This window comes from Nitrospirota bacterium (genome assembly GCA_016194305.1).
Taxonomy (GTDB): domain Bacteria; phylum Nitrospirota; class Nitrospiria; order JACQBW01; family JACQBW01; genus JACQBW01.
The window spans coordinates 1-15,436 of the sequence record JACQBW010000019.1 but is presented as its reverse complement, the minus strand read 5'-3'; the positions used below and the strand labels follow the sequence as shown (position 1 = coordinate 15,436).

Sequence of the window (15,436 nt, the reverse complement as noted above, 5' to 3'; positions counted from 1 at the left end):
TTTTCCTTGTTTTCCCGGGTGGAAATTGAACGAAAGAACCGGGTGTGCTATGAACGGAGACTCGGCGAAATTCGCCTATGGCACATTGAATTGTTTAATTGAGATCAGCATGAATTTCGGCGCCATGGGAGAGAATGGCGCGCCCGGTTCTTGACGCCTCCAAAAGAAAGCATTGAAGCCCATGTTAAAATTTCTTATTAAGAGAATCCTCTATTCCATTCCGGTTTTCATTGTCGTCGCCACGTTGACTTTCTTTATTCTTTACTGCGTCCCGGGAGGACCTTTTGACTCCGAGAAAAAACTTCCACCTGAAATCCTGTTGAATATCGAGACAAAGTATCATCTGAATCTTCCGGTCTGGCAGCAATATTACCAGTATATGAAAGGATTGGCCCAAGGCGATCTTGGCCCCTCATACAAATATACCGGAAGGAGCGTCAATGAAATTATTGCTGACACCTTTCCTGTTTCAATAAAATTGGGTTTGCTCTCTTTTAGTGTGGCGATCAGTTTCGGACTTTTCTTCGGGACCGTGGCGGCAATTTATAAAGAAAGCTGGATAGACCGGTTAAGTATGACCGCATCGTCCGGGGGAATTTCGCTTCCGACATTCGTCCTTGGATCCCTGCTCATATTCATTTTTTCAATTTTATTTCATCTCTTGCCTCCAGCCCTTTGGGAGGGGTGGTCTTATACCCTTCTCCCGTCTTTGACACTTGGCCTGGGTTCCGCCGCCTATATTGCGCGGCTTGTCCGTTCAAGCCTTCTGGAAAATGTTTTGAAAGATTTTGTCAGAACCGCACGGGCAAGCGGCATTCCCGAGAAGAAAATAGTCTTCAAATATCTTCTCAGGAATTCTATTTCTCCCGTCATCAGCATTTCCGGACCACTAATCGCAGGACTACTGACCGGATCGTTTATCGTGGAATACCTTTTTTCCATTCCGGGAATGGGAAGATACTTTGTGACGGCTGTGACCAACCGGGATTATCCTCTGATCATGGGCGTGACCCTGGTTTATGCGGTGGTGATTGTGGTTGCGAATATCATGGTGGATCTTGTTTCCTCATGGATCGATCCAAGGATGAGAGAACATGAAAGATAAGATGTTGGCAGTTTCCGTCTGTTTTCTGGTTCTCCTTTCAGGGATGACTTTAACGGGTCCTTATTTGTCTCCCTATCTATATGACCAGCAGGATCCTCATGCCCTTCTTTCTCCACCCACCCGTCAGCACTGGATGGGAACCGATAAATTGGGAAGAGATCTGTTGACCCGCCTCATGAAAGGGGGAAGACTTTCCATCTTGATCGGAGTGACTACGGCGTCTTCCGCGCTGCTCATTGGGACAATCTTTGGAGGAATATCCGGATATTTTGGAAAAAGAGTGGACCAGGTCATGATGAGGATCGTCGATGTGGTCTTTGCGCTTCCGGATCTTCTCCTGATCATTTTAATGATGCTTCTGTTCGGGAGAGGATTTCTCGGAATCTTTTTCGCCCTGTCGATTGTGAGTTGGGTGACTGTTGCCAGACTGGTGCGGGGTGAAGTGCAAAGGATAAAGGGAGAGGCCTATTTTGATGCGGCACAGGCCCTCGGGGGGAGCCATTACCGGCTTCTTTTTCGTCATATGATTCCGAATATTCTGGGTCCGTTAATGGTCACCCTCACCTATCGCGTTCCGGCGGCGATTCTTGCGGAGTCTTCTCTCAGTTTTATTGGATTGGGCCTTGCCCCTCCGTCTGCAAGCTGGGGAATCATGGCCAACGACGGGTGGAGCAGCATGAGGTTTTATCCGCATCTCATACTTTTCCCTTCGATGGCCATCTTTCTAACCATTCTTTCTCTGAATACGGTGGGGGACTGGCTGAGAGATTATCTGGATCCCCGAAATTCCAGACGGTAACTTTTTTCAGTTTGACGTGTTTAATTAAACAAAGGAGCCTTAAATCTGTTAACCTGAGTGAAACAAAAAAAGAGTTGCGAGGATGATTGACATTTTCGGAATCATTCAGGTAAGATACACCCGCTGAGCTGTAAGAAAGGGGGGATAATAAGAAAAACTGTTTTCAAGAATTTCTTCTGTAGTTATTTAAAAAAATAAATTAATAGAACAAGTTACTTAATGAGGAGAGTCGTTCAATGAAATTAGCCAATGCAATTTTAGGTGGAGTTTTAGCAATCGGCTTTATGGCTCCGGTCGCAATGGGTGTGGAAAAAGATGTTACCAAGCCTCGCGTTCCTGCCGGCGAAATTGCCGCTGCCAAAGCTGTAAAACCTCCAGTTGATATTTCTTCAGCCGCGGTCATCGCGAAGGGGAAAGAAATTTTTAATGGAAAAGGGGGATGTTTCAGCTGTCACGGTCCCGAAGGTAAAGGGGATGGAATTGCCGCTGCCGGAATGGAACCGTCACCCCGCAATTTCACCAACAAACAATTTGACAGTCTGAGAACTCCGGGCGAAATGATGTGGGTGCTTAAAAATGGAAGTCCCAACACGCCCATGATCGCTGTGATTCCCGCCCAGATTACTGAGTCAGAAGGATGGGAAGTCATCGCATACGAAAGAAGCCTTGGCAAATAAATTAGTGAATCTGCTGTTTTTAAAAAGAAGCCCCTTATCAAGGGCTTCTTTTTTTTTACGGAAGGGGAGAGGACCCATAAGTGAATCAGCCCATATCTCGAAAACGGGTTTACGAAGGCAAGATTCTGAATATTGAACTCGATCAGGTCATTCTTCCAAACGGTCACAAGATGGAACTGGAATTCATCCGGCATCCGGGCGCCGCGGCGGTCGTCCCACTTACAGAAGATGGGAACGTCGTCTTGATTTATCAATACCGGTATGCGGCCGGTGGATATCTCTATGAAATTCCGGCGGGTAAGCTTCATTCAGGCGAGGATCCTCTCGAGTGCGCAAAAAGAGAGTTGAAAGAAGAGACCGGTTACGAGGCTGAAACATTTCAAAAGTTGCTTTCCTTTTTGACTACACCCGGTTTTTGCGATGAAGTCATTCATATCTATCTGGCGGAGTCACTTACTTTGGGATCTCAGAATCTGGAGGAAAGCGAAGTGCTCGAAGTGAAAAAAATGCCACTTGATAAGGCCCTTGAAATGATTAAAACCGGGCAAATTCAGGATGGCAAGACGATTATTGGCCTGCAAAACGCCTATTTGAAGTTAAAAAAGTAATTTTCAAAAAGCCTCCTGGTTTGTAAATTGCCTGTCGGGTCACGCCGCCAGGCAATTTTTTTTGGGGAAATAGAAGAAAATTTATGCCGTGACAGGACAAAGAAGATGGCAATCTGGAATCTTAAAATCGGGTATAATTTAGAAAGGAGTGAGAAGAAAAAGAGAGAAAAAATTGAGCTTTCTTTTCAATAAGTTATGAGGAGGAAAGGAAGTCTTCTAATCCAAAAACAGACCTGTCTCATGGCATAAATCATGCATTTAAATCCGTTGGTTCAGCTTGCCCGGCAATTTAAATCTTATTAAAAATATCGGATTTAATGAAAATAAGCAAAATTAAAACTTCACTCCCAGGAGGGTGGAGGTGGGGGGCAGGAAGCCTTCTCATTTTTTGGCTGATCTTAACCGGACTATCTCTCACTGCTCACGCTTCTCTCATCGGAAACGCCATTCAGGTCGATACGCTGACGGGGAATGATGATAATGCATCGATGGCTTTTGACGGTGCGAATTATCTCGTCTCCTGGCAAAACTCCAGCGGTACTTCCAGTTCAATCGATATCTACGGAAAAGTATTTGACTCAAACGGAAATTTAATTGTTGCCCCGTTTGCAATCAATGCTTCGACCAATGACCAGATATTCCCTTCAGTTGCAAACTATGCCGCCGGACAATTCCTGGTGGTCTATCAATCTTTTAACGGAACCGATCAGGATATTATCGGGACTTTTGTTTCTTACAGCGCGACCAATGCCGTGATGGGGACCACCTTTACCATAGCCGGAGGTGCGGGCAATCAACAGGTTCCTTCCATCGCCTACGACGGTACCAACTTTTACGTCGCCTATCTGGATGGAGGCACATCCGTCAGGGCAATCAGCGTAACGAAAACCGGCGTAGTCGGTACGGCCGTGACTGTAGCAACCGTGACTTCCAATGCGACACCGCCTTCTGTTCTTCCCCAAATTACTTTTAGCAATACAACCGTTGGAAGATATCTAATTGCCTGGGAAGATTTTGGCACAGATCCCTCCGGAAATGTTTATGGCAATACCATCACGACCGCAGGAGCTATCGGAACCGTAACAGGGGTCGCGGTGACGTCAGGTCTGGCCGAGCGTCACCCGTCAGTTGCTTTTGACGGAACCAATTTCCTGGTTGTTTATGATACCGGCGCCTCCGGAGTCCGGGACATTTACGGACAGTTGATCACGACGGGCGGAACGCTTTCAGGAAGCCGATTTGCGATTTCCACCGCGATCAATGATCAGCTTTTGCCCAAGGTCACCTATTCCACGGGAGCCGGTCTTTATTTTGCCTCCTGGCAGGATTATCGAAACAGCACATCGATCGCCGATATTTATGGGGCGCGAATTTTAAGAACGGGAAGCGTCGTGGAATCAGCGGGCATGGTCGTGAACTCCAATACGACCTTTCAGAAACAGAGCCCGGTTTCCGGAAATGACGGAACAAATTTTTTTGCCTTATGGACCGACTTTAGAAATCCTCCGTCCGGGAGTGATATCTGGAGCCAAAAATCAGAAGGTCCTCCTCCTGTTCTCTCTTCGGTCACCCCCAGTGTCAACTTGACCGTCGGTGTACCGATGACCCTGACCGGGAATTATTTTGGGGACCTTGCAGCCGGATCGCGATCAACCTCGACCGATTACGTCATGATCAATGGTTTAAAAGTTTCGGATGCCTATTTCAGCAGCTGGATGAACAACCTCATCTCATTTTCTCTCCCCCCGAATAGCAATTCCGGTGCCGTTCAGGTTTACTCCGGAAATTTAGGGAGCAATACGATCAGTTTAAGCGTCCAGGATTTTTCGCTGACCACGGCCTCCTCGGCCACGGTGGCACAGGGATCTTCCGGAACGCTGTCACTCACCCTTTTTAGTGTCAACGGCTTTTCTTCGCCGGTGACGTTAAGCGTTTCGAATCTTCCGGCAGGGGTGTCGGCAGGATTTAATACGAACCCGGTCACTCCGCTCTCAACAGGTGCCTCTGCGACTTTGATGATTTCAAGCGCACTGTCAACACTTCAGGGAGTCTATTCCATTCTGGTTACCGGGAGCGGGGGAGGGGAAACCCATACCGCATCCATTTCACTTTATATTGCCGCGCTCCCTTCGGCCATGACTTCTCCGGTAACTTCCATTACCCAAAACAGTGCAACCTTAAATGGAACCGTGAATCCCAATGGACAATCCGGAACCGCCTGGTTTGACTATGGAACCACGATTGCTTACGGTATTTCGACTGCACCGTTTGTGCTTACGTCCAGCTATTCAATAACCTCGTTATCGACTCCGATCTCGGCGTTGACTCTCGGAACCACCTACCATGTCAGAATGACTGCCAGAAACAGCCTGGGTACCTCCTATGGGGGCGACTACGCCTTTTCGACTCTTGCCACGCCACCCATTGTGGCGACGGGAATCCCTTCGAACAAGACGACCAGCTCGGTCACACTGAATGGAACGGCGAATCCGAATGGCGTGACCGGAAGCGCCTGGTTTGAATATGGCACAACAAGCAGTTATGGTTCCACCACGGCAAGCGTTTCGATTTCAGGAAATTTCGAAAATTTCATTTCGTTCAATCTGATCGGACTCTCATCCTATTCCATTTATCATTTTAGAATCGTGGCCTCAAATAACGGAGGCATCACGACGGGACTGGATCAAACATACAATACCTTTACGATTCCTTTTTACGGACAACCGGATATTGAACTTCTTTCCAGTCCCGTGACCGCCTTCAACGGAGTCCACTCTTCGGATTATGCCGGAGGTGCTGTCGCCAATGGAGGCGATGTCAATGGGGATGGAATCAAGGATTTCATCATTTGCGCCGACCAGGCCCCCGGGCCCAATAACCGACTGAATGCCGGCGCTTGTTATCTCTTTTTCGGGAGGCCGCCCGGATGGCCCTCGCCCACGACGCTGGACCAGGCGGATCTGATTATTTATGGCGCGAATCCAGGAGATATGATCGGTCATTCCGTTTCCATCGCCGGAGATCTGAACGGAGACGGTTTTTCGGAGATCGTCATCGGTGCCCCGAATGCGAGTCCCATATTAAAAACTACGACAAGAATTCAAGCAGGCCAGGTCTATATCATCAATGGCCGGGGAAATTTTTACAAAGATTATCCGAGCGGCATTATCGATCTGGCACAACAGACCGTAAGTGTCACAATCAGCGGGGCCAACTCGTTTGATAATATCGGTGATGCCGTCACGACCGCAGGCGATATCAACGGAGACTTTATTGCCGATCTGGTAATCAGCGCGCCAAAAATTAGTGCGACCGGAGTGAATCAGAGCGGTGAGGTCTATATCATTTATGGCAAGTATACCTTTCCCGGGGTCATTGATCTCAGTACGACGACCGGTGGTGCGGATGTCATTATTGGAGGATTTCAGACCAGTGGACTGTCGAGTGCTCTCTCCATTTCAGGGGATGTCAATGGGGACGGAATCAATGATCTGATTGTCGGTGTTCAGGGGTACTCGCCGTTTAACAAGGCGGGGACACAACGGTACCAGGCCGGCGGGGCCTTTCTTTTTTTTGGTCGAAAAACCTGGCCGACTGCGGAGACACCTCTGAGTTTTCAAAACGCCGATTTGACTTTCAACGGGGTGAGCACGGGAGATCAGGCAGGGTCAGCCGTTTCTCTGGGAGATTTAAATAAAGACGGGAAAGCCGATGTCATCATCGGGGCCAGACTGGCGAGTCCAAACGGAAAACCCGGAGCGGGATCCACCTACATCGTTTTGGGACAGGCCGCGTTCACGAGTCCGGTAATTGAACTCAACAGCGCCAATGTGACCATTAACGGGGTTGGGACTAACGACCAGTCGGGCAGAGTCTTAAGCAGCAGCAGTGATCTGAACGGTGATGGATACACGGACCTTTTGATTGGAGCGCCCAACGCCAGCCCCGGGGGGCGATCGAATTCGGGGTCGATCTACGTCATTCTTGGCAAATCTGTTTTTCCCTCCGTGATTAACCTTTCCACAGGATTTGACACGATTATCAATGGTGCCTACGCAGGTGACTATGCGGGGAGCTCTTTCGATGCAACAGGCGATGTCAACGGGGACCTGCTTCCTGATATCCTGATCGGGGCCTATTCTGCCAGTCCCGCATTGAAGGCCTATCCTTTCGTGAATAAATTTGCCGGACAGGCCTATCTCATTTTTGGCAACAATCAGTATGATGTCGTTCCCCCTTCCGTTCCATCTGGAATTGTGGTGGCTCTTGTTTCAGACAGTCAGATCGGTTTTACCTGGACGGCATCGACCGATAACGTTGCCGTGGCCGGGTACGAAATTTACCGAAACGGAGCGAAGATCGCAACCGTGGGCGGAACCAAGTTTACGGATAGTAATTTGCCGACTAATACGAAATTTAATTATCAGTTTGCGGCGTTTGACCTGGCGGGGAACAAGTCTGCCCTCACCGCTCCACTTTTTGTATCGACTTTGGCCGATACCGTCCCTCCGACCTCTCCGACCAATCTCATTGCAACGGCCGTTTCCCCCTCGCAGATTAACCTGAGTTGGTCTCCGGGAAGCGACGACATCGCGGTGGCCGGGTACAAGGTCTGGAGGTCAGTCAACGGAACGACCTATATTCAAATCGCCAATGTATCCGGAACGACTTATTCAAGCACCGGTTTGCGGCCCTCTTCGATCAACTACTATTATGTACAGACCTATGATGCGGCCGGGAACAGTTCGCTCTCTTCCAACGTGGCCAGTTCGGTAACCTTACAGGATACGATAGCACCCTCGACTCCTACAGCACTTCGTGCGACGACTATTTCCGGAAATGAAATTGATCTTTTATGGTTTCCCTCTTCGGACGATACCGGTGTGACGGGATACCAGGTCTGGCGTTCGATCGACAATGTCAACTTCACCCAAATTTCGGCGGTAACTTCGTCTCTCTATCTTGATACGGGGCTGCCGTCAGTTCAGAAATATTACTATTACGTGATCGCCTACGACTATGGAGGAAATCTATCGGGAAGGTCCAATACGGCCTACGCGGTCAATGATATTACGGCGCCCACAGCCCCTGCGACGGTCACCGCGGCTGTAGCAGGTCCGGGACAGATCAATGTCTCCTGGACGCCCGCCACAGACAATTCCGGTATGATCTATCAATATTACATTTACAGCAGTACTCCGTTGAACGGCCCATTCTCCCTTGTCGGTGTGGTAGGAGGCAATCTGACCAGTTTTTCCCATATGGGTCTTCTGGGCAATCGAAATTACTATTATTATGTGAGAGCGGCTGATCTGGCTGAAAATCTTTCTCCGGTCTCTCCGACGGCGGGCCCCTTTACCACCACAGCGGACGCGACAGCTCCTTCAGCACCCGGCGGTTTGACCGCTTCCCCCGCCATTACTTCCGTAGGGTTAAACTGGACCGCTTCGACTGACAACTCTGGCACCATTGCCAGCTACCAGGTCTGGAGAAGCACGGGAATCGCGACATGTGCCAATCCTCCGGTGGCGCCATTTGTTCAAGTCTCTCCGATAGGAATTCCAACGACCAATAGCTATAGCGATGCCGCTTTGTCACCTTCAACCACTTACAGTTACTGTATTCTCGCTTTGGATCCTTCAAATAACCGGTCAGTACCATCCGGAACAGTCCAGTCAACAACCCTTCCAGATACGGTTGCTCCCGCGTTTCCGACAAACCTGAGAGCGACGGCTGTCAGTGAAACGCAGGTGAATCTTTCCTGGTCTCCTGCCGTTGATAATCTGGGAGTCTCCGGATATCAGGTTCTCAGAACGACCACGTCAACAACCATTTTTACCGTGTTGTCGACCACTTTTTCAGATATCGGTTTGACCCCTTGGACGACTTATAGCTATACCGTCAGAGCCTTTGATTTTTCGGGTAACTATTCGCCGTCTGCTCCTTCGGTCTCAGCGACCACGCTGGATTCCACCCGCCCAGTCTGGCCCGGGACAACCGGTTTTAGCGCGACCGCGGCTGGAGGAGCCTCTGGAGCCAGCCAAATTAATGTAAGCTGGCCGCAGGCGACTGACAATTCAGCGGTAGCCGGGTATTCCATTTATTACTCCACGAACAATATCACATTTGTCCAGATTGGTTCGGTATTAGGTGCCGGGACAACGTCGTTCGCCGCGGTTGGACTACAGCCCAGTTCTACATACTATTTTTATATCGTCGCGTTTGACGGAGCCGGAAATAATTCACTCCCTTCGATTACAGTGACCGCCTCGACGATTGCCGATACGGCTCCCCCGTCTGTTCCAGCAAATCTCGTTGTGACGGCGATCAGCGATTCCAAACTGGGACTCGTCTGGACGGCATCTTCCGACAATGTCGCCGTTGCGGGATATACGATATCCCGTTCTACGTCCTCTACAGGTCCATTTATTCCGTTAGGGAATTGGCCGGTCAATTCGTATACAGACAGCTTTAATCTGATCGCGTCGACCCCGTATTATTATTTCCTGGTGGCGTACGATGCCGCGGGAAATGTGTCCGGGCCAAGCACCATCGCAAGCGGGACGACTCTAGGAGACACCACGCCACCGACGGTTCCACGAGGAATTGTTGCCCTTGTCGCGTCGAGTCAGACCCAGGTCAATTTGAGCTGGATTCCCTCGCTTGATAATTCCGGGAGCATCGCCTCTTATTCCATCTATCGAAATGGCAATCTGGTGGGAACGTCTCCCTCCAACAGTTTTTCGGATCTCGGCCTGCTGCCGAATCAAACCTATGTTTATACGATTTCGGCAAGGGATTCCGGCGGGAATGTTTCTTCGCTGTCAGCCCCTGTCACGGCCGTTACCGATGTTTATCCCCCTTCGGTCCCTTGCGGTAATCTGGCAGCCCCATGTACTTCACTCGGAGCCCCGTTTGCCGTGGCGGTCTCGGTTTCTGAAATCGATATCAGCTGGTCCGCTTCGATTGATAAGGATCTTACGAATAATGGTTCAGGAAGCGGAATTGCCGGGTATAAAATTTACCGGAGCGATCTCGTAAATCCTATCGGAACTTCCTCTGCAAGTTCTACCATCTTTGCAGACAAGGGATTGGTCCCCAGGACCACCTATAATTATCGGGTGAGCGCATTTGACTGGGGCGGGAACGAATCGGCCCTGTCGCCCGCCACGGTGATCTCAACGCCCCAGGATACGACTCCGCCCTCCATTCCGGCAAGTCTTGTTGCTTCGCTGGCCACATCCCGTCAGATTAATCTGGACTGGGTTCCGTCATCCGATAACGACAAGGTCGCAGGGTATAAAATTTACCGAAGCGGCGTTCTTTACATGTACACCACCGCAAACAGCTTTGCGGATCCGGGACTCAGCGCAAATACGACCTATTCCTATACCGTTTCGGCCTATGATCGCTCCGGAAACGAATCGGCTCAGTCAACAGCCGTGTCAGCAGCAACAGGGCCTTAAAATGACGCTATTTCGAAATCAAATGGGCATTGAATTGATGATGATCGGTCTTTTCCTCCTGGAAAGTTGCGGTGGAGGAGGGGGAGGGGCTTCGTCAATTTCAGTCTCAAAGGTCGTCATTTTTCCAAAGCCGACTGCGGTTCGGAAAACGGATTCGATTCAACTCACTGCGACGGCAAGCGATCCCGCAGGCAACTCTATTTCTCAGCCAGGCCTGACCTGGAGTCTCGTATCGGGACCCGGGTCGATTACATCCGGAGGATATTATTCGGCCCCGTCAGTCATACCACCCTTGAATAAGGACATCTATGTTACGATTAAGGCCGCGTCCACTGCAGATCCGTCGAAGAGCGATCAAGCGACATTTCCTGTCGTAACGGGGTCCTCCATCACTTTTTCATCGCAGCCCATTGAACTGACCTCATCCATCAATGCGGTGGGTGCTCCGCCCAGTTTTGGTATGGCTATTTTTGGTCAAAATATCTATTTAACCTGGGCCACCACATACGAGACCGGAGATACTCACCTATGGAACTTAGCATTAGATCTCGACGGGAACAAAGTCTTTCCCGCTATTGCACCCGCTTACGATGTCCTGACCGATATTCTGCCCTATATTGGAAATAGTGTAAGCACAGATACCTTTGAAAACCCGGTAATTGCCGTTGACAATCCGGATGCGAATGGAAATCCCGATATTTATCTTGCCTGGGACGATAACTCATCATCGTCCGTTGTTTTTCAAATTGCGACGGTTATGCTGCCCCATGCTACGTTGTTGGGATGTGAAAGTATTCCTCCTTGTTTTGTTCCTTATGCAGTGACCTCTGCAAACCAACCAAGCACGCTCTATATTGAGGTTAGTTCCAATTCAAATCAGAAGAATCCTGCCATCGCTTATAACGCGTCAGGAAAGCTTGAAATGGCCTGGGAAGAAGATTTTTCGACGTCTTTTTTGAATGGAATCTATGTGAATTATAAAGAGATCGGGCTAGGCGGAACCGTCTCGCAATCTTCATCTCTCGTCTCTTCATTGGTTAGTCCAAATCTTCAAAAGAATCCAAAAATACGAACCGATCATTTGAGTAACGTTTCGGTCTCCTGGATGGATTTCGGGACAAGCGATTTTCTCGTGAATTTTGCCAGGCGATTGTCTGGTCAAAACACTTTCGGCGCCCCGATAACGGTAGAATCGAGCCTTTCCTTGCAGGGAAAAGATACCTTGGCGCTGGATCTCGATTACAATGGCTACCCCTTTCTTGCCTGGTCCAATTCAACCCTGACGCACTCCGGCATGTACTATTCGAAGTCTTCAAATTTTGCAACCTTCGAGTGTTTTCCGGCTGTTCAAATTTGTCAAATGCCAATCGGATTTCAACCTTCTTCACGGCCTTCTTTGAAAGTCGATCAGTTCCAAGGCATCGGTGTAAACGTAAACGAATTTCTTAATCTTGTCTGGGAAGATTCCGGAAACATTTACTTCGACAAATTTCAGGCCGGTTCACCGACTAGTTCCATGCTACCTTCTGTAGCGTATGGATTCAATCCGGTCATGGATCTTGATGCAGCCGGCCGGGTCTATTTGATCTACTCAGTCTCCAACGGATCCTCATATTCAACGTATCTTTTGAAAGGGGAGTAATAAGACAAAATGGCATACACCTGCTACTCTTAAGGGATACCTTTTATGGAACCTTAAACAGGACCTTTTTTGATGAATGTTGGCCCGATCCAGATTTTGTAAAAAGGAAAGACCTTTCCATTATAATTGGTTTAATAGAAAGTGATAGGCCCGGGAAAGGGAAAAACTTTTCCACTTTTTGAGTGTATCGAAAATAGATTAGGGATTTTAATTTATTTTTTCCTTATGTTTCAATTTGTTACATTAATTTTTAAATAAGAAAATTTCATTTTTTAGGGCATATTACTTGCATTTTTTATCACAGTCTTTTCCTGATATACGATTCCAAGAAGGAATTCACAGCCTGAACGAATCAGGACATTTTTAGGGAGAAAATGTACCAAACCTATCGGTTTAAGCATCCTGCAATCACGCTGGAACGGAATGTCTATGATCAGTTTCTTAACGGCTCCGTTTTTTTCTCAATTTTTCTTTATCTCTTCTCTTTCTATTTTATCTATCAGACCACTGAAATCTTAAAAGCCTATCGGAATTCAAATAGCGAAGGTTACTCTTCCAGTGAAAGAGGTCTGAATCCTCCCAAGGTTGAAACGGGGCAGGGTGTCGTTCCTCCTTATATTCTGGAGCCTCTTCCCTCTTATCCCACTCCGGCGCCATCTCCAGTTCAGAACGGACCTTACCAACCTAAAGAAGAAATAACGCCAGTTCAGGGAACACCTTCTCAGACTCAAATTGTTCCTCCGACTGCTGTTCCATTCGATATTCCGAAAGCCATTCAAAGTGCGAGCCATCCGGTGAAAGAGCTTGAACCGGTGGCCAATCCTGCGGGAGAGATCCCGCGATTCAGCTACCGCGTGACAGACTCCGGTTATGAGGTGCTGTTTGCTTCGGGTCAGATTCTGATCCTTCCAAAGAACGGCATCCAGGGTGAAAATGGAATTGAACTGGAAACGGCCCGCTTGCAAAAAGGCACAGAATCGATTCTGGCAAGTGGACTTTCCAAAATCGAAAAACCAGACGTAAAAGAAAATAGCGTCACCTATCAGCGGTCGGATGAAGTCAAAGAGAACTACGAATCGCGATCGGATGGATTGGAACAGAGCTGGATATTTGAAAAACCATTTGCTGTCCAAAATTCAGAAGATCTCGTTATCTCGCAAAAAGTCACGACAAAACTCATTCCACGCTACGGTCGCGAAGGCGAGATTGATTTCTATGACCATCAAGGCAATTATATTACGACTTATGGAAAGGGGACACTGAAAGACGCCGACGGTGTTTCAATCGAGATTTCTCCGGCAATCAAGGAAGGAGCAGACAAAGGCTTCTTTGAGATTGAATTAAAGATGCCGGCCGATTGGCTTGCCAATGCCGCTTTTCCGGTCACACTCGATCCGCTTATCGGAAATAAATTGAGAGTCGATACATTGACGGGTGGAGATTACAAGGTTACAGCGGCCTATGACGGCACCAATTATATGCTTGTCTGGATGAACGGTGCCGTACCTGGTACAGGAACGACAGGCGCCTCCAATATTCAGGGAGCAGTGGTGAGTCCTTCCGGGAGTGTGGTCGTAACCGCTTTTGCGATCGATAACACGCCAAACGACCAGATGTTTCCCTCGGTGGCCTTCAATGCGGGAAGAAATAACTTTTTAGTGGTTTATCAAAACTATGTGAGCGGCACGGTTCTTAATAATATCTTCGGTAGAGTTGTAAGCTATGCGGCTACGACCGCTACGGTACAGACCCCCGGGGTAGCAATTGCGGCTGCGACAGGGGCGATCAATGAACAGTATCCTGCTGTTGCGACCGACGGAACAATCACGGCGAACAATAACTATGTGACCTATGCGTCAACAAGCGGGACGTTGACCACCATCAATGTGATTCCAGTGACCACTGCTGCGACCACATTTACGGTTGGAACCGCAGTCACCATGGCGACGGCAACTTCGACGACAGCTCCTTCGGTATTGCCCAATATTACCTACGGGACAAACGGAACATTTATAAGGTATTTTGTAACATGGGAGAACTTTTCTGCCGCAGGGACGACCGGTAATATATATGGCAATATGATCACCAAAGGTGCCGCCGCGCCGGGGCTTGCTGCAACGACTCCTCTTGGAATTGCGGTTGTGTCGGGAACAGCGGAACGTTATCCTTCGGCAGCCTTTGACGGTACAAACTTTCTTGTCGGTTATCAAAGTGGGGCAACGGGTACGATCAATATTATGGGCCAGTTTGTCACCGCTGCAGCCGCCCCGGCTCTGACCAATGGCGCTGCCTTTACCGTATCCAGCGCGACCGGTGATCAGACGGAACCCTCTTTAGCTTACAATGCATCTCAAGGCGCCTATCTGTTCGCCTGGACCGATTCCCGAAATGGCACGACCGATATCTATGGAGCGAGAGTCACTCCTGCAGGAGCGATTCTGGATGCAAGCGGGGTCAATATTTCCAATGTCGGCACCTCAGGAAAAATGAATCCTTTTGTGGTCAGTGGAGGCGCCAATTATTATGTCGCCTGGAGAGACCTGGTCACCAGTCCGGGGAATATCTACGGTCAGCTGGTCGGTCCACCTCAAGTTCTGTCACTGACCACTTCCCCAGTCGATGCGAGAAGTCCGCTCACCATTAATTCTACGCTCTACGGAACGTTTGGTACTTTTGGCCCCGATCCCGGTTCCGCAAACCGGTCGACCCTTCTCAACAATGTTACCTGGGGAACGAATTTTACGACACAAGGGCTTTTGAACGGGGATGTCACCACCTGGAGTCTTTCTGCCGGAATCAATAGCTCAATCGGAATTATTGCACCTTATTATACTGCGCTAGCCGGGGGTGCCGGACCTCTGATGGTCACCAGTTCCGGTTGGTCCAGTACTCCGAACCCCACGTTGACGATCCGGGATTTCAGCCTTTCCAATACCTTGAATACCACAACGGTGACTCGCGGGACGACCGCTCTGGCGACGGTGACCTTAACGCCTTTGAATAGTTTTACGACCAGCGTGAATTTATCGATGGATGCCTCCGGTCCCTGTCCGGCCGGTGCGACCTGTACCTTTTTGCCTGCGGCCATTTCAAGCGTGACACCGAGCTCCAGTCTTTCCATCGTGACCACGGGAGCAGC

At 49.0% G+C, this 15,436-nt stretch carries 7 protein-coding genes; all 7 read left to right on the top strand.

Going from position 1 to position 15,436, the window contains the following annotated elements:
• Positions 1-181: 181 nt before the first annotated feature.
• A complete protein-coding gene (locus HY200_06805) occupies positions 182-1,105 on the top strand; it encodes an ABC transporter permease (protein ID MBI3594654.1) in 924 nt (307 codons plus the stop codon).
• A gap of 1 nt (position 1,106) precedes the next feature.
• Positions 1,107-1,904, top strand: coding sequence for an ABC transporter permease (locus tag HY200_06800; GenBank protein ID MBI3594653.1), 798 nt, complete (start codon positions 1,107-1,109; stop codon positions 1,902-1,904).
• A gap of 236 nt (positions 1,905-2,140) precedes the next feature.
• The gene (locus tag HY200_06795; protein MBI3594652.1) at positions 2,141-2,581 is read left to right on the top strand and encodes a cytochrome c; all 441 of its coding nucleotides are present in this window, start codon (positions 2,141-2,143) and stop codon (positions 2,579-2,581) included.
• A 170-nt stretch (positions 2,582-2,751) separates the two neighbouring features.
• Positions 2,752-3,189: an NUDIX hydrolase gene (locus HY200_06790; protein ID MBI3594651.1), complete on the top strand. Its 438-nt coding sequence runs from the start codon at positions 2,752-2,754 to the stop codon at positions 3,187-3,189.
• 317 nt (positions 3,190-3,506) lie between these two features.
• Positions 3,507-10,655: a fibronectin type III domain-containing protein gene (locus HY200_06785; GenBank protein MBI3594650.1), complete on the top strand. Its 7,149-nt coding sequence runs from the start codon at positions 3,507-3,509 to the stop codon at positions 10,653-10,655.
• A 1-nt stretch (position 10,656) separates the two neighbouring features.
• Positions 10,657-12,297, top strand: a complete 1,641-nt coding sequence (locus HY200_06780; protein MBI3594649.1) for a hypothetical protein — start codon at positions 10,657-10,659, stop codon at positions 12,295-12,297.
• Between the two features lie 374 nt (positions 12,298-12,671).
• A partial coding sequence (locus HY200_06775) for a hypothetical protein (GenBank protein ID MBI3594648.1) occupies positions 12,672-15,436 on the top strand: 2,765 nt, incomplete at its 3' end.

Excerpts from the sequence above, each read along its gene's own strand:
- HY200_06805 (MBI3594654.1), top strand. The coding sequence starts at position 182 with ATGTTAAAATTTCTTATTAAGAGAATCCTCTATTCCATTCCGGTTTTC.
- HY200_06800 (MBI3594653.1), top strand. The coding sequence starts at position 1,107 with ATGTTGGCAGTTTCCGTCTGTTTTCTGGTTCTCCTTTCAGGGATGACT.
- HY200_06795 (MBI3594652.1), top strand. The coding sequence starts at position 2,141 with ATGAAATTAGCCAATGCAATTTTAGGTGGAGTTTTAGCAATCGGCTTT.
- HY200_06790 (MBI3594651.1), top strand. The coding sequence starts at position 2,752 with ATGGAACTGGAATTCATCCGGCATCCGGGCGCCGCGGCGGTCGTCCCA.
- HY200_06785 (MBI3594650.1), top strand. The coding sequence starts at position 3,507 with ATGAAAATAAGCAAAATTAAAACTTCACTCCCAGGAGGGTGGAGGTGG.
- HY200_06780 (MBI3594649.1), top strand. The coding sequence starts at position 10,657 with ATGACGCTATTTCGAAATCAAATGGGCATTGAATTGATGATGATCGGT.